Origin of the sequence: Candidatus Fukatsuia symbiotica, assembly GCF_003122425.1 — a bacterium.
GTDB classification, from domain to species: Bacteria; Pseudomonadota; Gammaproteobacteria; order Enterobacterales; family Enterobacteriaceae; genus Fukatsuia; species Fukatsuia symbiotica.
The window spans coordinates 109852-129898 of record NZ_CP021659.1 but is presented as its reverse complement, the minus strand read 5'-3'; the positions used below and the strand labels follow the sequence as shown (position 1 = coordinate 129898).

Genomic DNA, 20047 nt, shown 5'->3' with positions numbered 1-20047 from the left:
CTCTTAACCCAATAATTTCAGGATCGATTTATAGAGCGTTTCAACGCTAACATTCTGCCTCGGAGTAGTAAAAATAGTATCGTCTCCAGCAATACTGCCCAAAATACCCTCGGCGCTTCCTAAAGAATCGAGTAAACGGGCAATCAATTGAGCGGAAGCTGGACTGGTACGGATCACTACCAGAGAATCGTTGTGGTTAATATCTAACACCAAATTTTTTAACGGGCTGCTGATAGTAGGCACAGAACGTTCTGCAGGCAAGCAATAAACCGTTTCCATTTTGGCATTACGTACTCTAATAGCACCAAATTTTGTCAACATCCGTGATACTTTGGATTGGTTAATACTTTCAAATCCGGCGCTCTGCAACGCTAAGGCAATCTCACCTTGAGAGCTGAATTTTTCTTCTTTGAGTAGTGCCTTAAATTTTTTGATAAGGTCTTGCGGGTCAGCCAAATTATCCATTTTTTACCTAAGCACGGAGAGTTATAACGGTCATTATGTCTATCGACGGATCATTATTCAACATAGACCTCTATCGAAACCTACGGCATGATGTGCATCCTGTGTTGCACGGTGTTCGCAGGCCCCTAATTTTAAGATTGAGATCCCAACCTGACGGTGAACCAATTGTGTTTAATAACGCAATCACTTAAAGTGTGTAACCCTGTCAATCCAGCATCAATTTAGATTAAATTAGGAGTATAGAATGAAAGTTGCAGTTCTCGGTGCCGCCGGTGGTATTGGTCAGGCTCTCGCTCTTCTACTCAAAAACCAGCTTCCTGCCGATTCAACACTCTCACTTTACGATGTCGCGCCAATCACCCCCGGTGTTGCTGCTGATCTCAGCCATATTCCCACGGCTGTTGAAGTTGAAGGATTTGCTGGCGAGGATGCGACACCAGCATTACACGGTGCCGACGTTGTTTTGATTGCTGCAGGCGTAGCACGTAAACCAGGCCTGGATCGCAATGATCTATTCAAATTCAATGCAAGTATTGTGCGCGATTTGGTGGCGAAAATTGCCAAAATTTGCCCAGAAGCACTTATTGCTATCATTACTAACCCGGTGAACAGCACTGTTGCCATCGCCGCCGAAGTGCTGAAAAAAGCAGGTGTCTACGACAAAAATAAACTCTTTGGTATCACCACCCTCGATAGCATACGCTCAAACACCTTTGTTGCTAAATTGAAAAACAAGCAACCGCAGGATATCACAGTACCGGTTATTGGTGGACACTCAGGGACAACGATTTTACCTTTGCTGTCACAGATCCCGGGTATCAGTTTTACTGAAAAAGAAGTGACCGACTTGACTAAACGCATTCAAGATGCGGGGACTGAAGTGGTGAAAGCCAAAGCAGGCGGCGGGTCTGCTACGCTTTCTATGGGAGAAGCCGCGGCACGTTTTGCGCTTTCTTTAGTGCGTGCATTGCAAGGTGAAAGTGGTATTGTCGAATGCGCTTATGTTGATGCCGTTGAAAACGATGAAAAATATAAATATGCTCCATTCTTTGCCCAGCCAGTTTTGCTCGATAAAGACGGTATTACTGAACGTAAGGGCCTCGGTGTTTTGAGTCCTTATGAACAGGAAGCATTGCAAAAAATGCTGAAAGTATTGAACGAAGATATTGCGTCAGGTAAAGATTTTGTTAATTTACCCTCGTTATAAATCAAGCACTATTTCTTGATATTTCACCGTCCTTTGAGAAGTGGCATTGCCGTATATACCCAATGAATTTCGAGTTACGGCAAGGCGGCAATCAATCGAATCCCAGGAGTGTACAGGTAGTACACGACTGGGATGAGTTCGAGCAGCCAACGCCGCCGTAACTTGAAAGGTGAAGGGTATACCGGAGAAAAATCTTGCTCATACAGAAGACCTATAAAGCATCATTTTGTAGATAATTTATACTTATCAAAATATTCTCTTTGAAAAATACACATACGGATCACTGTACGGTATTCACCGTTGATAAAAAATTCTTTCTTTAATTCTCCTTCTTTTTCGAAGCCCAATTTACTATAAATATGAATGGCTTTATTATTTTCTTTATCAACAATCAGATAAAGTTTATACAAATTAAGTACCGAGAACCCGTATTCCATGGCTAAAATCGCGGCCCTACTGGCAAAACCTTTTCCCTGATGAGCGGGATCAATAATAATCTGGAACTCAGCACGACGATGGATGTAGTTGATTTCAGCCAATTCAACCAAGCCTACCCTACCGCCTTCACTGGAGATAATAAATCGGCGCTCACTCTGATCATGAATATGTTTATCGTACAGGTCAGAAAGTTCAACAAAGGCTTCATAAGGCTCTTCAAACCAATAGCGCATCACATTAGCATTATTATCCAATTGATGTACAAACGGCAGATCATCACGTTCCAATGGGCGTAGCTTAATGCTACTGGTGCTCGACATGCTGATTTCCTCAATTGATTGATAGTCACAACAATTATAATGGTATATGGGGAAGGAGTATAAAATAAAATGCTTTAACTTCGTATAACGAACTGCGATTTTGCAATAAATCTATTTATGAAAAAATAATTTAAGTTTTAACTTTTTTGTGACGTTACTGTTTTTGTAAAGAGATAATAAGGAAAAAAGTGTGATTTATAAAAATAGGTCTCTAGAGATATAGCGGTTCTTTAGACTCGCAATAACTCACCAACACAGAATGTCGGATTGTAGGGACTGATCTCTACTGACTTGTATATGGTGTGAAATTTTCAGAAATATTGGCATATGTCAGCCAAGGGCGGTAGCGTGTCTCTAATAGAATTATGATAAAAAATGAATGACAAAAATATCAATGATCTTGTAATAAAAATATTAAATTTAAGTAAGAAAAATAAAATAATCATGACTCCTATTGGTGGCATGACAAACAGTAATTATCTTTTAACAATTGACGATGTAAAAATGGTTTTGCGTCTTCCCGGCGTAGCGACTGAATGCTTTATTAACCGTGGTTATGAAAAAAACAACAGTGAACTCGCTTCTTTAATTGGCATTAATGCAAAAACCATTTATTTTGATAGTGCCACAGGAATCAAAATAACTGTATATATTCCGGATGCTGAAGTGCTAAATCCTCAGATTGTAAGACAGCAAGATAACATTAAAGAAATTAGCCTTTGTTTTAGAAAATTGCATCAATCAGATATTAAATTTGGCAATTCTTTTAATGTTTTTTCCGAGTATGAAAAATATAAACACATATTAGATAATCACTATAGTTATCTTGATTTTTTTTGTCAAAAAGATATTTTTTATCACTTCAACGTAATACAAGAAATCTTACAAGAATTGGGGCAAGACAGGTGCCCTTGCCATAACGATTTGGTTGCCGAAAATATAATTAGAAGTAATAATAAAATTTATTTAATTGATTGGGAATATTCAGGTATGAATGATCCGATGTGGGATTTAGCATCACATTTTTTAGAATGCCAGTTTACTCCTAATGAAGAGAACATTTTTTTAATGTCATATTTTGAAGGCGGTATTCCAGATAAAGCAAAACAAAAAATACTGTTATTTAAATTTACCCAGGACATATTATGGGCTATGTGGACAATAATCAAGGAGGAAAATGGTGATAACTTTGGTAATTATGGTGTTAATCGACTTAGAAATGCATATCAACTGATGTGTCAATATAAAGAACAATATGATAAATAACAAGATAAAAGAAATTTATTATGGATTATTTTCTGGCGCTTTATGGTGAGTCGCTGGTACTTTATTAGAAATGATGCTTATGGATAAAAACCTTAAAACTATTCTAGTTGCTCCTATAATTTTGGCTTTCGCCAATGATTTTATATCAAGTGGTTATATGTTGTTTCACCTTATCAGGAAAAAATACTCTATTAAAAAAGTATTACTTGGTCGTAACACATTGATTATCGTTGCTGCAGCGTTGTTGGGTGGTCCTATAGGCATGTCTTGTTATCTTATAGCCATTCAGTATATTGGCGTTGGCTATGCAGCAGCTATCTCTGCTTCTTATCCCGCTTTAGGAGCTTTAATGGCTTTTGTATTTATAAAAGACAAATTATCTAAAATGGGGGTATGCGGAATTTTATTGTCAGTGATTGCAACAATGCTTTTAGGGTATAGTGCCTCTACAAATTCATCTTTTTGTTGGATAGGATTTACATTTGCTTTAGTATGTGCTTTAAGCTGGGGCTTAGAAGTTATTATCAGCTCTTATGGAATGAAAAAGTCTATTCCCCCTTATTTTGCTTATTTTATTCGACAAGTTTCAGCCTCTCTGGGATATTTAACTTTGTTTGTGATGATAATCCCTCTTGATAATATTAAAGAATGTTATGCTATGACCTCAAAAATAATGCCACATATCTTTATGATATCACTAATAACAACAGTCTCCTACTTATATTATTATCGTGCCATCAATATTATTGGCCCAGTCCGGGCTATGGGACTTAACATTACTTATGCTGTTTGGGCCATTTTATTGGGTTGGTTTTTATTAAGTAACCAAATTAATTTTCAATTAATTATATTATGTTGTTTTATCATATTGGGATCTTTTTTAACAATAATTTCTCCTGAAAAATCATCTAAACTATTAAGATATAATAAATGAATGCAATTATTTTAGCAGCAGGTTTAGGCTCTCGTTTTGGATATATTACAAAAAACAATCATAAAGCCTTATTGCCTATTGGTGGGACACCCAATATTGAAAGAACAATAAAGTATTTACACGAATTTGGAGTGACAGAAATTCATATAGTGACAGGCCATATGAGTCATTTATTTGAGGTTTTAAAAAATAAATATCATTGTAATCTTATCTACAACAATAGATATAATGAATATAATAATATTTATTCATTATACTGTGCTCAAAAATATTTTACTGATACTCTTGTTATTGATGCAGACGTCGTATTATTAGAAAATATTTTTCTAATATCGGATCACAGTCACTACTATGTTATTCAGAGAAAAAAATCAAAAAATAAAGAATGGGTAGTATGTACCACTGATGAGGGCATTGTCGATAAAATTTTAGTGACCAATAAATATAAGCCATCATTACTAGGGGTCTCTTATTGGATAAAAGAAGATTGTCAACTTATTAAACAAAAACTACTTTGTTATCTGCAAGATGAAAAACATCTGATTAATCAAAAATTATATTGGGATCACATACCCATCTCTATCTTGCAAACACTTAAAGTGAAAGCCTTTCTTATTCATAAAACCGCAGCGGCTGAAATGGATAATATGGATAACTATCATAGGATATGTACTCAATTGGCATCTGTAAACTAATAGTAGGTAGCTTATCCATACGATATAAAAACGGAATAATTGATAAAATTAGAATTTTCATGTTTTCTCAGCGTAGTAATTGAATATTTTGTTAATACTAATTGGAGCAGTATTGATGAATTTAGAACAGACAAAATCAGAAAAATTAATAAAAGTAGGTTTTTTCATGGAGACGACTTTTCATTTTTATGTTTATGAAAATATTATCTTTCATCTACAGCAACAAAGTATTGCGTGTTGTTTAGTAATAAATAACATGATGGATGAACCTAAACTAATTAATGATATGCTAGAGTTCTTTCGTAATACTAAACTCGAAAATTTATCAATTGAATTATTAACTTCGTTACGTGAATCAAAATCAAAATTATCCGTTATGGTGAGTCCCTATTTTTCAGTTGGGCTACAATCAACAGCAGACTACCATGTTAGAGCTATGTATGGTTTAGCTAAAGAGGGTTGGAATCATGCGTGGTGGAATATTTTTTATGATATTATTTTATGTTATGGAGACTATACGAAAGAAAGATTAAATGTTGCAGATAATTGTTTAGTTGTCGGCAATCCTAAATTTGGTAAATGGTATTTCCCTGAACGATTTAAAAATATTGAAGGTATGCTAAAAATAGATAATAAGAAACCCGTGCTTCTCTATGCCCCCACCTATGGAAAATTAAGCTCCCTTGATGAATGGGGAAAAAAATTGAGTCATTTACAGAATTTTTATAATGTTATTATAAAATTGCATCACGGTACAACATTTCGGGATACTGAAAAAGCACAGTATAAATTAGCGAAATCTTTTTTTAAAAATATAATTACTCAATCAGATATTACTTTTGAACTACTCAAGTTCTGCGATTATGTGCTAACAGATAATAGCGGTTTTATTTTTGATTCCATATATGCAGGAAAAAGAACGATCCTGCTTACTAGTGCAAAGATTAATAACATTATTTCCCTAAAAGAGGACTATTCTAATCAGCAAAGTGCTGAGTTCAAAATGAGAGATTATTTACCTGTAGTAGAAAATATTGAATCCTTAAGACATTGTCTTGCCGAAGAGTATGATTGGTCAAGAAATGATAAAACCATAGCAGAAATCCGCCATCATTATTGTGATCCATGGCAAGATGGGCAGGCAGGATATCGTGCGGCTAATAGTATTATTAATCTTATCCACAATAAGAAAAAGATAAGAAATGATATTGCTACAAATTTACGAACTGTAATTTTTGAAAAAAGATAAATTATTTAAATAGGTAACAATGAAAAAAGTCATTACTTTCGGAACATTCGATGTTTTTCATATTGGTCATTTATTTTTATTAAAAAGAGCCAAGCAACTCGGTAGCCAATTAATCGTAGGCATTTCGTCAGATACATTAAATTTAAAGAAAAAAAATAAACATCCCATATATTGTCAGGATGAGCGTTTAGCCATTATTCGTTCTCTTAAATGTGTCGATGAAGTGTTTATTGAAGAATCTTTAGAAATGAAAAGAAATTACTTAATTAACAATAAAGCTGATATTTTAGTGATGGGTGATGATTGGACAGGAAAATTCGATGAATTTAATGATATCTGTCGTGTTATCTATCTTGAACGTACACCATCTATATCCACCACATCGATTATTGAAGTTATTAAAATGAAAAAAATATCTTTCTTATAATTAGACACTTAGTTCTAATAGACTGATATAAAATATTTTAATTTATGACATGATAATTGTTCAGGCGATAGATTATCGCATACCGAGTGTGACGTCAATGAAGTGCTAGATATCTCTATTTTTGATAACAGTATGCTTGACCACTTACTAAAGGAATAAATAATGAAAAAAAATCTCGTCTTTATTCATCTTGAAAGTCTTAATCAGGCTATTTTTGGCAATCGTCATTGGTTTCCCTGCTTGAACAACATTTACAATCGATCACTACGTCTAAATAACTTTATCTCCAGTGCCACCTCGTCAAACATGGCACTGAGTGATTTGATATATGGTGATGATAACGTATTAGAGCATAACTAAGATTTGTCTGAAAACATGACTATTAATTCTAATGGTTCTACATTGTTTGACTACCTACAGCAATTAGGTTACCAAACCTTGGGAGTTGGCTATCCAAAGTGTTGGGGCATGGATGACGTTGATAGAGTCTGGAGCGATCATCAGCCATTTAATTGGTATGACGATTCAGCACAAATGCTGGCGGCAGCTGATAAATTGATTGCTAACAAGGAACAACCGTTTGCTCTGTATTTTTGGAATATGTGTAGCCATCTTAGCTACGTCGATGGAATTAAAGCGAGGGGCAACACAGTTTTGAACGTTGGCGCTTAGGACATCAAAGCTTAGATACGACAGTGGGTGAAGTTCTCAGTCTGTTACTGACATATCAGCAGTTGGAAAATACGGTAATCGTTGGTTTCGGTGATCATGGTGATGATTTCTGGAATCACGGTTTGAGCAGTGGTTGGTGCCACGGAGTTGAACCCTATACTGCATTAGTTCATACACCTGCGTTTATTTATGATGCACGTTATAAAGGGCGGGATATCAACCATCTAGTTAGTATGCTAGATTTGAAGCGTACTGTGTTGGAACTACTGGATAAGCCTTGTAGTAATGATGAACTACCAGGCACTTTTTCAGCGTTATCGGGTGAACGTAGATATTGTTTTAGCCGAAATTTATTTATCAACCAGCCAGATCGGGAGAAAGGCAACCCACTGATTAAAGGATATGCCATTACGTCTGAATTTTTCCATTTGCTATATTCTCAAGGAAAATATCAAATGTTTGCTTGGCAGGCCGATGCCGGTAATCATTTCGACCTACTATCACAATTAGTGAGTGATGGTAATGGAAAAAAATATATTGACATAGAAAAATTGGGAGCAGGGCGAGCAGGTGGGCCACATCCTCACATACTGCATTTCTTGGGGAACCCAGCAGTAATTGAGGATAATTACCGTGTAATGCACCAAATATTAGAGTATTGGATTACAAGTAAACAAAAATACGTTGAGACTTGTATAAATAGCGTCAAAAAATGGAATGTATAATTTATAGATCTAAAAATCATTATCATTCTTCGAATAACATATTCTGAGTCCTATTTTAATAAATTCATCCACAAAATTGGTGCCATAGAACACCATGAAAGTAAGTATTGTGGTTTTGACTTATCCAAAATTTGGATGGGTTTTATGCAACCTCTTACTTGAAGATAATTAATCACGTGAATTATTTATACAATTAACCTTATATCGGGTGCTTGGATATAATCATATCAGGATTCAAGAGCATTGATATTGGAGTGAAAATCGTAAGATAATTCGTGAACATTCCTGTTATAGCATGGGGAATAACCGCGCACCGTCCAACCAAGCCGCATTATCACGCATTTCCAGTCTTCCTTCAGTAAACCAGTTTACTACCTGTGGATAGATATTGTGTTCTTGAATTTGTACGCGCTGAATAAGATCTGCTTCGCTGTCACCGGGAATATCGGTACCTGGGCTTGTAAAATAAGTGGCCCTTTGTCCAGTTCTTCAGTGACAAAATGTACGGAGGTCCCGTGCTGCTGATCGCCGTTTTCCAATGCCTGGCGATGGGTATGTAAACCTGGATATTTGGGTAACAATGAGGGATGTATGTTTACTATTCGACCGGCATAATGCTGTACAAAAGTGGGGCTAAGAATGCGCATATAACCTGCGAGTACCAGTAAATCTGGCTGATAGCGATCGATAGCTTGCGCCAGCACAAGATCAAAGCTGGCGCGATCGACGTAGTCCTCAGCATCCAATACATGAGCAGGAATAGTCGCCAATGCTGCACGAACCAAGCCATAAGCATTAGATCTATTACTGAATACTGCACTGATAATGCCGTTAATCCGCCCCTGTTGCTGGGCATCAATCAACGCTTGCAGGTTGCTGCCCTGCCCAGAAATCAATACAACAATTTTTTTCATAACGTACTTCTTTCCACTACGGATTAATAATCACTTGCTCAGTATTCTCTGCGGCTGCAACGATGGTGCCGATTTTCCACGCTTGCTCACCGGAGTCACGCAATAATTTAAGCGCCTGATCAACTTGCTTCTCGGGCAGCGCAATCACCATACCAACGCCACAGTTAAAAGTACGATACATTTCATGGCGACTCACATTACCAGCCTGTTGTAGCCAGTCAAAGATGCGGGGCCATTGCCAGCTTGTTTCATCAATTATTGCCTGTGTACCCTGCGGCAATACGCGTGGAATATTCTCCCAAAAGCCTCCCCCGTGAGGTGTGCGATGGCATGAATTTCTAATTTTTCGATTAGATTGAGCACTGACTTGACATAAATTCGGGTGGGTTGCAATAAATGATCAGCGAGAGATTTCCCCTCTAACCAGGTTTCTTCTACATTTGTTTCGCTGATTTGCAAAATTTTTCGGATCAGGGAATAACCATTAGAATGCGCACCGCTGGATGCCAGAGCGAGCAATGCATCACCCGATTGTACTTTCCTGCCGTCGATAATCGCTGATTTTTCTACTACACCGACGCAAAAACCGGCAATGTCATAATCTTCTCCATGATACATGCCTGGCATCTCTGCGGTTTCACCACCCACTAAAGCACAACCGGATTCTGTACAACCTGTGGCGATCCCAGTGATAACACCGGTAGCGGTATCGACATCCAGTTTACCGGTAGCAAAGTAGTCCAGGAAAAACAGCGGTTCTGCTCCTTGAACGATCAGATCATTAACACACATTGCCACCAGATCGATACCGATAGTATCGTGACGTTTCAAATCCATCGCCAAACGCAGCTTAGTACCGACACCGTCAGTAGCTGAAACTAAAATCGGTTCACGGTATTTTTGCGGTAACGCACATAACGCACCGAACCCTCCTAATCCTCCCATCACTTCTGGACGACGAGTCTGTTGTACGGCGCTTTTGATGCTATCAACGAGCTGGCTGCCAGCATCGATATCGACACCGGCATCTTTGTAGCTAAGAGAGGTTTTGTCGGTCACTGAAAGATCCCTAAGGCGGTTGGCTGTTTGAAAAGGCGGTAATTCTAACAGCGCAAGTAAAAGTTTGCCAAACCTTTGCACAGAGTAGGTGTAGGATAGAGATGAATATTCCGTTATTACTCAGCTTTTATGCTAAGCTTGCAGGGTTCTGCTGTCCGTTTGACTTGAGGTGCTTTTGAATACGCCGGCACAGCTTTCACTGCCACTTTATCTACCCGATGATGAAACTTTTGCCAATTTTTATCCGGGTGAAAATCCGTCCTTGTTAGCCGCGATCCAAACTGCTATTTATGATCCTCATGGTAGTTATATTTATTTTTGGTCAAAAAAAGGGGGAGGCCGTAGTCATTTGTTACATGCGGCTTGCGCTGAGTTTTCACAACGAGGTGAAGCCGTCGGCTATGTTTCGCTGGATAAACGCGCCTATTTTGTTGCTGACGTATTAGACGGAATGGAACAACTGGCTCTGGTTTGCATCGACAATATCGAGTGTATCGCCGGAGATCCGCAGTGGGAAATGGCGATATTTAACCTTTATAACCGCATTGTGGAAAGCGGTCGTACCCGATTGCTAATTACTGGAGATCGACCGCCCCGTCAGTTGAATCTGCAGTTGCCGGATCTGGCTTCCCGCCTCGAGTGGGGACAAATTTATAAATTACAGCCTCTCTCCGATGATGAGAAACTGCAAGCACTGCAGCTACGGGCGAAATTACGCGGTTTTGAACTGCCAGAAGATGTAGGGCGTTTTATGTTAAAGCGTCTTGATCGCGAAATGCGTACACTATTTATGACACTTGATCAGCTTGATCGTGCCTCCATCACTGCTCAACGCAAACTGACCATTCCTTTTGTAAAGAATATTCTTGGGTTGTAATCATTTTAATCGACTTCTTGCAAAACCGTAGCGAGTGCTGCAAATTCAAGACACCTAGAGCACAGCAACTGCGCGGTACAGGCAAGTATATGAGGATTATGAGCACCAGGTAACGCAGAATTCGCAGCACGTATTTGCAAACACACGTATTTACAAACACTAGGTTTTGCAAGAAGTCTAATGCAGGATCTCATTGATTCGTTCTAGTGGACGACCCACCCGCGCTTGGCCCTGATAAACCACGATTGGGCGTTCAATCAATTCGGGGTGTTCAGTCATCGCCAATGATAATTGCTCTTGACTGAGTTCAGGGTTAGCTAATTGTAAGGTTTGATACGCTGCTTCCTTAGTTCGCATTAGCTGTCGAGCATCACTGAAGCCTAATTGACGCAGTAATTCGCGTAGTGTCGCGACAGAGAGTGGTGCTGTCATATACAGCACAGTATCAACTTTTATTCCTTGCTGTTCAAGCAAAGACAAGGCTTCACGGCTTTTTGAGCAATGTGGGTTATGATAGATTGTGACGTTTTTCATCATGACGTCCTCGTATTAGACTACTTATAAAGCCGTTGTCCATTATATGAAGTCAAAACACGCGAAGCACAGAAACCCGTATACACAACAGTATATGAGGATTGCGAGCACCACGTAACGTAGAATTCGCACCACGCAGTGGGTTTTGCAAGAAGTCTATTATATTGTTCACCCTAATTGATAACCATTCGAGGACCAAGGGCTGAGTGATTTTTGTTGCTCGTTACCTTGTTTGGCTAAGAACATAGTGATCGCAACAGCCCGTGGTGTCAGAGGAATTTCGGGGTTTCCGTGCTTTGAATAAGCCTCAACATACTTTGGTCCATACTCTGCTGTCAGAGCGTCATCAAACGCCTTGTTGGCTTCAATGTTCTTTGCAATCTTCTTTTCTTTGAAATTTTTTACATACGATAGTTTGTCACTTCCCGGAAGATGGGTGAGCAGGTCAACGACTTTCTTACCGACAGTGGGACGTGAAACCTGAAGATCCTTATTCCCGTTAGCATCCGTTTTTATCGTGATATGACTACCTGTTGGGCTCCAGACAATTCGTCTGAATTGTGCGAGAGGAATACTATTACTCATATCTTTACTCCTGTTAGGTGGTCAACTGATTTGGAATTATGTTGTTGAGTCGATCCTAAAAAAAATGATGATGGAATACCATAAAAAAATCCTTATTGCTCTTAGAACCTGTTCGAGATCTCTTGTGCTCGCCGTGTTTTGGTCAAATCATTCGTCAAAAACACGCTCAAAATGCCAATTTACTCTCTTTTATTGTATACAAAGAGTGAACTGCGCTTTTTCGCCCATTTTTTCCTCTTTTGAGCATAGCGAAAAAAATTGGCAACAGGTTTTTATATAAACTGATTAAATTTTAATTTATTGTATATCAATGGGTTAGTAAAAACCCTTCGAAGATTTTTTATCACAGATTAAAAATGTAAGGTTAAAGATACTGGCGGAAGCGCTGATTTAACTGACGCAGTTGATCAATGCGCGCGTCATAACGTGCCTGTTTCAGACTGCCTAACTTCACCAGTGTACTGGCATCACTTAATAAATCGATAGCCTGGGATAAATGACCTTGCAGAGCCAGGCTTTCTGCCCGTGCTGCCAGTACTTCATCGCGCAATCTTTGTGCCGCAGTAACCTGAGCCAACAGTTCCCAGCCATTAAGATCATCAGGATGGCTGAAAGTGTAACCATACAATAGCTTGCTAGCCACCGTAAGTTGCTTGTCCTCAAGATACGCGTTAGCCAGATTCAGTTGTAGCACGGCTTCATTATTTTCAGGGTTGATGTTTTCACGGGTTATCGCCTGTTGTAGGGGGGTAATAGCTAACGCGTTTTTATGCTGTTTTAGATCAATATCGGTGATTAAATCGAGAAACCAGATATTGTTTGGCTGTTGTGTTAACAGCGGTTGCAGTGTATTGCGAGCCTTATCGTATTTTTTAGCTTGATAAAACAAAATGGCCTGACCATATCTGGCAGCTAGCTGTTCTTCTGTGGTACCTGCACTTAGCGTATCGAGTAAATGAGTCTGTAAATTGTCCCCTTCTGCGGCGTACATGCCAAGGAGGCGTACTTTAGCAAGCAGATAGTCTTGTGAGGAAGCGACAGGATGAGCAGGCATTTGGTTAGCACGATTACGGACGTCAGATAAGCGACTGTCCGGTAAAGGGTGAGTCAGCAACATCTCAGGAGGTTTGGTAGCATAACGAGACTGATCAGCCAGTTTGCGCAAAAAATTGGGCATGGCTTGTGGATCAAAACCCGCACGCTGCAAAACCTGAATACCAATACGATCGGCTTCTTGTTCATTTAACTGAGTGAAACTCAAGATGGTACTTTGTTGAGTACCAGCAATAGTCGAATTTAACGCTGCCATACCGGCTTGTGGATTAGCCATTGTCAGCAGAATAGACCCAAGTGCACTTGCCCAAACCAGTGGTGCTGTACTTTGTTGTTGTTCCATCGCTCGGGCTAAATGACGCTGAGTTACATGTGAGATTTCATGGGCGAGCACTGAAGCTAGCTCACTTTCATTGGCGGTATAGCGTAGCAGGGCAGAATGCAATACAACATTACCACCAAAGAAAGCAAAGGCGTTGATTCGGTTATTATTGACCAGATAAAAGTGGAAGGGGGTACGTACTGAATTAGCATGGGCAACCAGTTTATTACCTAATTTATTAACATATTGCTTTAACAGCGGATCATTTATCAGCGGAACACCGGCTCGCATTTGGCGGGCATAAAAATCTCCCATATCCAATTCTTGATTAATACTGAGCGTACCACCAGCAGCAGTGCCAATATCTGGCAAGAGATCTGACGTGTTGGCGTTGACCGGTGTTTGCCAACAGTACAGAACGCCAAGTAGTAGGGTGATCACGGTTTTACTTAATTGACGACTCATAGACGGAACGCTCCGTTCGCCTCCTGCAAGCAGGAGGCGTGGTAAGCAACTCAATTAGACTGTCTTAAATTCTACTTCTGCTTTGTGGAAACGTGCTGTAATTTTCTTACATGGCTCTGTCCCCATCAGGCTGACGACAACAATGGAGAGGCTTGCCAAAAAGAAACCAGGAATGATCTCATATAGGCCTAACCAACCAAAATGCTTCCAAATGATAACGGTCATCGCACCCACTATCATACCAATCAACGCGCCGTTACGTGTCATTCTCGGCCAAACCACAGAGATCAAAACGACAGGTCCAAATGCAGCACCAAAACCCGCCCAAGCATAGCTCACTAGACCAAGTACACGGTTATTTGGATCCGCCGCCAACGCGATAGCAATTAACGACACTAGCAATACCATGCAGCGACCCACCCAGACCAATTCTTTCTGGCTGGCAGTTTTACGGAAAAACGCTTTATACAAATCTTCTGTTATTGCACTGGAACACACCAACAACTGGCAACTCAGTGAACTCATTACTGCAGCCAAAATCGCGGATAAAACCACACCAGCCACCCATGGGTTAAACAATAATTTAGCCAGTTCAATAAATATCCGTTCCCCATTGTGCGATACATTACCTGCTAGCTCGGGGTGATCTTCAAAATAGGCGATACCAAAAAAACCGATAGCAACAGTCCCTGCCAGACACAGGATCATCCAAGTCATACTAATGCGCCTCGCGCTACGAATAGTATGATGTGTATCTGCCGCCATAAAACGTGCCAAAATATGAGGTTGACCAAAGTAGCCCAATCCCCAGCCCAGTAAAGAGATAATCGCGACCAGATTCAGACCGTTAAACATATCAATATTAGCTGGATTTTTAGCTTCTATCACCATGACTGATGCGTCAATACCACCGACAGACAGGATCACAATAACGGGTGTCAGGAGTAGAGCAAAAATAATCAAAGTGGCCTGTACAGTATCTGTCCAGCTTACCGCTAAAAAACCACCAATAAGCGTATAGGCGATGGTAGCTGCTGCCCCGACCCACAGCGCACTTTGATAACTCATGTCGAAGATGCTTTCAAACAACCGAGCGCCAGCAACAATCCCAGACGCACAATAGATAGTAAAAAAGATCAATATCACTACCGCTGATATTATCCGTAATACCTTACTTTTATCGGCAAATCGACTGGTGAAATAATCAGGCAATGTTAACGCATTATTGTTTGCTTCAGTATGGACACGTAAACGCCCTGCTACCAGCCTCCAGTTGAGATAGGCACCGATAATCAATCCAATAGCGATCCAACTTTCCGAAATACCGTGCATAAAAATGGCACCGGGTAAACCCATGAGTAACCAACCACTCATATCCGAAGCGCCAGCAGACAAGGCAGTGACGACACTACCCAAGCTGCGGCCACCTAAAATGTAGTCATCAAAATTATTCGTCGCCCTGTAAGCCATTAATCCAATGAGAATCATCCCAAAAATATAAATCGAAAAAGTCACCAGCATCGGTGTATTTGTTGTCATGCAACGTCTCCATAAGTGCGTCTTATCTATTACATCTCGCTTATCAGGCCTCTTGCGAAAGCTGAAAGCTGCCCGCGGCGTGGCGCTTGTCACCTTCATGCATGTACATTCGAGGAGTCAAGCACCGAGCGCCTTGACGTCATATCGTTTCACAAGAGGTCTATTGTGGCGTTATGTTGATTTTTCTTTGTGCTTAGCCGTATAACGGCGTTTGGCGGCACATGAAATTATTATGAAACTAATTTGTATCCTTTTATTAACATAGTGTTAATAAAGGGCCGTTTTAATTAGACTACTTGCAAAACCGTCGTTCTCACACCACGCAACAGGTTATACAGGAGGTTTATTAAAGAATTGCATAAAACTTGGTCTAGATGACATATATCCCTCCGTGAGAGCTCTAACCTTCCATCGTAAGATGAATAACACAAGAGAGAAATCAGCTATAAACCTTATAGTTAAAAATTATGACGAGTGTGATTATAGTAGCAAAATGATATGAATATTGGCTTGATATGTCAAAAATCTGACTGATCTCACAGTTCACCATTTTCTTATGTTGCCAGTTGCATAAAGTGGCAACATGCTGGATATTCGCGCCATAACAAACTATTATCCCCCCGATTTAAAGAATAACACAGAGGAGCTGAATGGCATGGGTAGTACAACAATGGGCGTGAGATTGGATGAAATCACTCATGACCGGATAAAAACAGCAGCACAAGACATTGATCGAACACCACACTGGTTAATCAAGCAGGCCATTTTAAACTATCTAGCTTGCTTGGAAGAAAACACAGTAGTGCCCGAAATAGAAACACCAGATGATCACCATGCTGCCGAAGTGCATGATGTTATGCCACAAGAACCAATATCTGCCCATCAACCCTTTTTAAATTTCGCCGAGCATGTGCTGCCACAGTCAGCGATACGTGCTGCTATCACCGCCGCCTATCGTCGCCCAGAAAGCGAAGTCATTCCAACGTTACTGAAACAAGCACGCTTGCCCGCCGATCTCGCGCAAGCGACTCATAAGCTGGCTTACGCTATCACCGAAAAATTGCGTAATAAAAAAGGGGTAAACGGTCGTTCAGGAATAGTACAAAGCTTATTGCAAGAATTTTCGTTATCTTCCCAAGAAGGCGTCGCTTTGATGTGTTTAGCCGAAGCACTATTACGCATTCCTGATAAACAGACCCGTGATGTCTTGATCCGCGATAAAATCGGCCAGGGAAATTGGCGTTCTCATCTTGGTCATAGTCCTTCCTTGTTTGTTAATGCGGCAACCTGGGGTCTATTACTTACCGGTCGCCTGGTTTCCATTGATAATGAAACCAAGCTTGCCAGCTCACTGAGCCGTATAATCAGTAAAAGTGGTGAACCACTGATCCGCAAAGCAGTAGACATGGCAATGCGTCTCATGGGCGAACAATTTGTTACCGGAGAAACCATCACCGAGGCGCTCGCTAATGCGAGAAAACGGGAAGATAAAGGTTTCCGTTATTCTTACGATATGTTGGGTGAAGCCGCATTGACAGAAGAAGATGCCCAGGCGTATCTCGTTTCTTATCAACAGGCGATTCATGCCATAGGTAAGGCCTCTCATGGTCGTGGTATTTACGAAGGACCAGGGATATCGATTAAGCTTTCTGCACTACACCCACGTTACTGCCGTGCTCAATATGAACGTGTGATAGATGAACTTTATCCCCGGTTGCTGTCATTAACATTGCAAGCCATGCAGTACGATATTGGTATTAATATTGACGCGGAAGAAGCCGAACGTTTAGAAATTTCCCTCGATTTGCTGGAAAAGCTGTGTTTCGAACCGCAATTAGTGGGTTGGAATGGTATTGGCTTTGTGATCCAGGCTTATCAAAAGCGCTGTCCATTTGCCATTGATGCGATTATTGATATGGCACAACGGAGCAATCGCCGTTTAATGATCCGTCTCGTTAAAGGTGCATATTGGGATAGCGAAATTAAACGCGCCCAGATTGACGGTCAGGAAGGTTATCCGGTCTATACCCGTAAGGTCTACACCGATGTTGCTTATCTGGCCTGTGCCCGTAAGTTACTGTCTGTACCGAATCTGATTTATCCACAATTTGCTACCCATAACGCTCACACGCTAGCGGCTGTTTATCACCTGGCTGGGCAAAATTACTATCCTGGTCAATATGAGTTCCAGTGTTTGCACGGTATGGGCGAACCACTGTATGAACAAGTGGTTGGCCAAGTTGCCGAAGGTAAACTCAACCGCCCTGTCGAGTCTATGCCCCAGTGGGAACTCATGAAACCTTGCTAGCCTACCTGGTACGCCGCTTGTTGGAAAATGGTGCTAACACTTCTTTCGTCAATCGAATCGCTGATACCACATTAGCGTTGGACGATCTGGTTGCTGATCCTGTTAAAGCGGTGGAAGCAATGGCAGCATCAGAAGGACGATTGGGTTTACCACATCCACAAATTCCTCTACCACAAGATCTGTATGGTCAGGAGCGTCTCAATTCCAGGGGACTGGATCTGTCAAATGAACAACGCTTGGCTTCTCTGTCTACGGCCTTGAGTGCTAAGTTAGACAGTGATGACCCGCTGTGGCATTCACAGCCGATGATTGCTGCTGAATTTGATCAAGATCTTACTCAGCATCCTAAAAAACCCATTATCAATCCAGCAGAACCAAGCGACGTGGTTGGCTATGTACGTGAAGCGACTCAAGGGGAAGTTAGTCGAGCGTTAGATGCCGCCGCCGCCGCTGATTCGATCTGGTTTACAACACCTGCCTCCGAACGTGCTGTTATTCTGTCGCGAGCCGCAGAATTGATGGAAGACCAAATACAGAGTTTGATCGGTATTTTGGTACGTGAAGCCGGTAAAACCTTTGATAATGCTATCGCCGAAGTACGCGAAGCCGTCGATTTTCTGCGTTATTATGCTGCAATGGTACGTGATGATTTTTCCAATGAGAGCCATTGTCCTCTCGGATCTGTGGTCTGTATCAGCCCGTGGAATTTCCCGCTTGCCATTTTCACTGGACAGGTTGCTGCAGCCCTCGCTGCGGGTAATGCGGTGTTGGCAAAGCCTGCGGAACCGACCCCGCTAGTCGCGGCACAAGCCGTGGCGATTTTACTACAGGCCGGTATTCCTCAAAATGCCTTGCAGTTATTACCGGGTAAAGGTGAAAAGGTTGGCACGTGGCTGGTGAATGATCCACGCGTGCGCGGTGTGATGTTCACGGGTTCAACAAAAATTGCGAGTTTGCTGCAGCGTAATATTGCTGGCCGTTTGGATCCACAGGGTCGACCCACTCCGTTAATTGCCGAAACCGGTGGTCTGAATGCCATGATCGTCGATTCTTCGGCGCTAACAGAACAGGTGATCACCGATGTCGTTTCTTCTGCGTTCGACAGTGCCGGCCAGCGTTGCTCTGCTTTGCGTATTCTGTGCATTCAAGAAGATGTTGCCGAACATACCTTGCGGATGTTGCGTGGGGCAATGGCTGAATGCCGTATGGGCAATCCGGAACGTTTATCCACGGACATCGGCCCCGTCATTACTCGTGTCGCCAAAGAAGACATTGAAAGCCATATTCAGGCGATGCGTATCAAAGGGCGCAAAGTGTATCAGGCTGCACGACCCAATGCCTGTGATGAAAGAGAATGGCAGCGTGGTACCTTTATCAGGCCCACTTTAATAGAACTGGAAAATTTTGAAGAGTTGCAAAAAGAAGTTTTCGGTCCTGTATTGCATGTTGTCCGCTTCCAACGACAGGATCTTGATGCACTGGTCGATAAAATCAATGCTACAGGTTATGGTTTAACTTTAGGTATTCATACCAGAATAGATGAAACAGTTTCACGAGTCACTGAGCGTGCCAAAGTAGGTAATATCTATGTTAATCGCAATATTGTAGGTGCGGTAGTTGGGGTGCAACCTTTTGGTGGTGAAGGGTTATCTGGCACTGGGCCGAAAGCAGGTGGGCCGCTTTACTTATATCGCTTATTATCGCAGCGTCCGAAAGAGGCTTTAGTGACAACATTAGCACGCCAGGACGATCAGCAAGTACAAGACGTCAGCGGTCGTGAACCCTTGTTAGCGGCTCACCGTGCTTTAATGCAGTTCTTATCAACTCGGCAGAAAAAAGAGCAACAACAGCCAGAGTGGCTCCCGTTAGCGCAAGGTTATGCTGAATTGGCGCAGGGAGGTACTGTACGTCTATTACCTGGGCCAACCGGTGAACGTAACACCTATGCCCTGTTGCCTCGAGAGAGAGTTCTTTGTCTCGCTGATAATCAGGA

At 41.2% G+C, this 20047-nt stretch carries 15 protein-coding genes and 4 pseudogenes; 11 read left to right on the top strand and 8 right to left on the bottom strand.

From position 1 onward, the window contains the following. Nucleotides 1-3: 3 nt before the first annotated feature. Nucleotides 4-465 (bottom strand): transcriptional regulator ArgR, encoded by a 462-nt coding sequence (gene argR / locus CCS41_RS00625; RefSeq protein WP_072549890.1) that lies wholly within the window; start codon nucleotides 463-465, stop codon nucleotides 4-6. A 244-nt stretch (nucleotides 466-709) separates the two neighbouring features. Here argR and mdh point away from each other — a divergent pair, with 244 nt between their 5' ends. Beyond that, the gene (gene mdh, locus CCS41_RS00620) at nucleotides 710-1672 is read left to right on the top strand and encodes a malate dehydrogenase (RefSeq protein WP_072549889.1); all 963 of its coding nucleotides are present in this window, start codon (nucleotides 710-712) and stop codon (nucleotides 1670-1672) included. A 221-nt stretch (nucleotides 1673-1893) separates the two neighbouring features. On the opposite strand, the gene speG is transcribed toward mdh, so the two are convergent. Next, a complete protein-coding gene (gene speG, locus CCS41_RS00615; protein WP_072549888.1) occupies nucleotides 1894-2430 on the bottom strand; it encodes a spermidine N1-acetyltransferase in 537 nt (178 codons plus the stop codon). A 375-nt stretch (nucleotides 2431-2805) separates the two neighbouring features. Here speG and CCS41_RS00610 point away from each other — a divergent pair, with 375 nt between their 5' ends. The 8 genes and pseudogenes from CCS41_RS00610 to CCS41_RS00575 all read left to right on the top strand — a co-directional run. Continuing rightward, the gene (locus CCS41_RS00610; protein WP_072549887.1) at nucleotides 2806-3696 is read left to right on the top strand and encodes a choline kinase family protein; all 891 of its coding nucleotides are present in this window, start codon (nucleotides 2806-2808) and stop codon (nucleotides 3694-3696) included. Between the two features lie 79 nt (nucleotides 3697-3775). Next, a complete protein-coding gene (locus CCS41_RS00605; RefSeq protein ID WP_162859939.1) occupies nucleotides 3776-4630 on the top strand; it encodes a DMT family transporter in 855 nt (284 codons plus the stop codon). Then, complete coding sequence (locus CCS41_RS00600) at nucleotides 4627-5325, top strand: NTP transferase domain-containing protein (protein WP_072549886.1); 699 nt, start codon at nucleotides 4627-4629, stop codon at nucleotides 5323-5325. Before CCS41_RS00605 ends, CCS41_RS00600 begins: the two co-directional genes overlap by 4 nt. A 115-nt stretch (nucleotides 5326-5440) precedes the next feature. Then, nucleotides 5441-6574 carry a CDP-glycerol glycerophosphotransferase family protein gene (locus CCS41_RS00595; protein ID WP_072549885.1) on the top strand — a complete coding sequence of 378 codons (1134 nt, stop codon included), beginning with the start codon at nucleotides 5441-5443 and terminating at the stop codon, nucleotides 6572-6574. Between the two features lie 19 nt (nucleotides 6575-6593). Further along, a complete protein-coding gene (locus CCS41_RS00590; RefSeq protein WP_072549884.1) occupies nucleotides 6594-7001 on the top strand; it encodes an FAD synthase family protein in 408 nt (135 codons plus the stop codon). 162 nt (nucleotides 7002-7163) lie between these two features. Next, a complete protein-coding gene (locus tag CCS41_RS00585; protein ID WP_072549883.1) occupies nucleotides 7164-7361 on the top strand; it encodes a hypothetical protein in 198 nt (65 codons plus the stop codon). Between the two features lie 15 nt (nucleotides 7362-7376). Then, nucleotides 7377-7673 (top strand): alkaline phosphatase family protein, encoded by a 297-nt coding sequence (locus CCS41_RS00580; protein WP_119797019.1) that lies wholly within the window; start codon nucleotides 7377-7379, stop codon nucleotides 7671-7673. Between the two features lie 20 nt (nucleotides 7674-7693). Beyond that, nucleotides 7694-8398, top strand: a pseudogene (locus CCS41_RS00575) (sulfatase-like hydrolase/transferase); the annotation flags it as partial. A 288-nt stretch (nucleotides 8399-8686) separates the two neighbouring features. On the opposite strand, the pseudogene purN reads toward CCS41_RS00575, so the two are convergent. Both purN and purM read right to left on the bottom strand, forming a co-directional pair. Next, nucleotides 8687-9312 (bottom strand): annotated as a pseudogene (purN, locus tag CCS41_RS00570) (phosphoribosylglycinamide formyltransferase). Between the two features lie 16 nt (nucleotides 9313-9328). Continuing rightward, nucleotides 9329-10371 (bottom strand): annotated as a pseudogene (gene purM, locus CCS41_RS00565) (phosphoribosylformylglycinamidine cyclo-ligase). Nucleotides 10372-10540: 169 nt separating this feature from the next. Here purM and hda point away from each other — a divergent pair. After that, the gene (hda, locus tag CCS41_RS00560) at nucleotides 10541-11248 is read left to right on the top strand and encodes a DnaA inactivator Hda (RefSeq protein ID WP_072549880.1); all 708 of its coding nucleotides are present in this window, start codon (nucleotides 10541-10543) and stop codon (nucleotides 11246-11248) included. Nucleotides 11249-11425: 177 nt separating this feature from the next. On the opposite strand, the gene arsC is transcribed toward hda, so the two are convergent. The 4 genes from arsC to putP form a co-directional block, all read right to left on the bottom strand. After that, nucleotides 11426-11782 carry an arsenate reductase (glutaredoxin) gene (arsC, locus tag CCS41_RS00555; protein WP_072549879.1) on the bottom strand — a complete coding sequence of 119 codons (357 nt, stop codon included), beginning with the start codon at nucleotides 11780-11782 and terminating at the stop codon, nucleotides 11426-11428. Nucleotides 11783-11950: 168 nt separating this feature from the next. Next, complete coding sequence (locus CCS41_RS00550) at nucleotides 11951-12367, bottom strand: hypothetical protein (protein WP_072549878.1); 417 nt, start codon at nucleotides 12365-12367, stop codon at nucleotides 11951-11953. A gap of 364 nt (nucleotides 12368-12731) precedes the next feature. Continuing rightward, nucleotides 12732-14207: a beta-barrel assembly-enhancing protease gene (gene bepA / locus CCS41_RS00545; protein WP_072549877.1), complete on the bottom strand. Its 1476-nt coding sequence runs from the start codon at nucleotides 14205-14207 to the stop codon at nucleotides 12732-12734. Between the two features lie 54 nt (nucleotides 14208-14261). Beyond that, complete coding sequence (gene putP / locus CCS41_RS00540; RefSeq protein ID WP_072549876.1) at nucleotides 14262-15746, bottom strand: sodium/proline symporter PutP; 1485 nt, start codon at nucleotides 15744-15746, stop codon at nucleotides 14262-14264. Between the two features lie 655 nt (nucleotides 15747-16401). Between putP and putA the strand changes: the two are divergent. Continuing rightward, nucleotides 16402-19863 (top strand): annotated as a pseudogene (gene putA / locus CCS41_RS00535) (trifunctional transcriptional regulator/proline dehydrogenase/L-glutamate gamma-semialdehyde dehydrogenase); the annotation flags it as partial. Between the last annotated feature and the right edge of the window lie 184 nt (nucleotides 19864-20047).

Bases quoted from the DNA above. Each gene is read 5' to 3' on its own strand.
- argR (WP_072549890.1), bottom strand. From the start codon at position 465: ATGGATAATTTGGCTGACCCGCAAGACCTTATCAAAAAATTTAAGGCA.
- mdh (WP_072549889.1), top strand. From the start codon at position 710: ATGAAAGTTGCAGTTCTCGGTGCCGCCGGTGGTATTGGTCAGGCTCTC.
- speG (WP_072549888.1), bottom strand. From the start codon at position 2,430: ATGTCGAGCACCAGTAGCATTAAGCTACGCCCATTGGAACGTGATGAT.
- CCS41_RS00610 (WP_072549887.1), top strand. From the start codon at position 2,806: ATGAATGACAAAAATATCAATGATCTTGTAATAAAAATATTAAATTTA.
- CCS41_RS00605 (WP_162859939.1), top strand. From the start codon at position 3,776: ATGGATAAAAACCTTAAAACTATTCTAGTTGCTCCTATAATTTTGGCT.
- CCS41_RS00600 (WP_072549886.1), top strand. From the start codon at position 4,627: ATGAATGCAATTATTTTAGCAGCAGGTTTAGGCTCTCGTTTTGGATAT.
- CCS41_RS00595 (WP_072549885.1), top strand. From the start codon at position 5,441: ATGAATTTAGAACAGACAAAATCAGAAAAATTAATAAAAGTAGGTTTT.
- CCS41_RS00590 (WP_072549884.1), top strand. From the start codon at position 6,594: ATGAAAAAAGTCATTACTTTCGGAACATTCGATGTTTTTCATATTGGT.
- CCS41_RS00585 (WP_072549883.1), top strand. From the start codon at position 7,164: ATGAAAAAAAATCTCGTCTTTATTCATCTTGAAAGTCTTAATCAGGCT.
- CCS41_RS00580 (WP_119797019.1), top strand. From the start codon at position 7,377: ATGACTATTAATTCTAATGGTTCTACATTGTTTGACTACCTACAGCAA.
- arsC (WP_072549879.1), bottom strand. From the start codon at position 11,782: ATGAAAAACGTCACAATCTATCATAACCCACATTGCTCAAAAAGCCGT.
- CCS41_RS00550 (WP_072549878.1), bottom strand. From the start codon at position 12,367: ATGAGTAATAGTATTCCTCTCGCACAATTCAGACGAATTGTCTGGAGC.
- bepA (WP_072549877.1), bottom strand. From the start codon at position 14,207: ATGAGTCGTCAATTAAGTAAAACCGTGATCACCCTACTACTTGGCGTT.
- putP (WP_072549876.1), bottom strand. From the start codon at position 15,746: ATGACAACAAATACACCGATGCTGGTGACTTTTTCGATTTATATTTTT.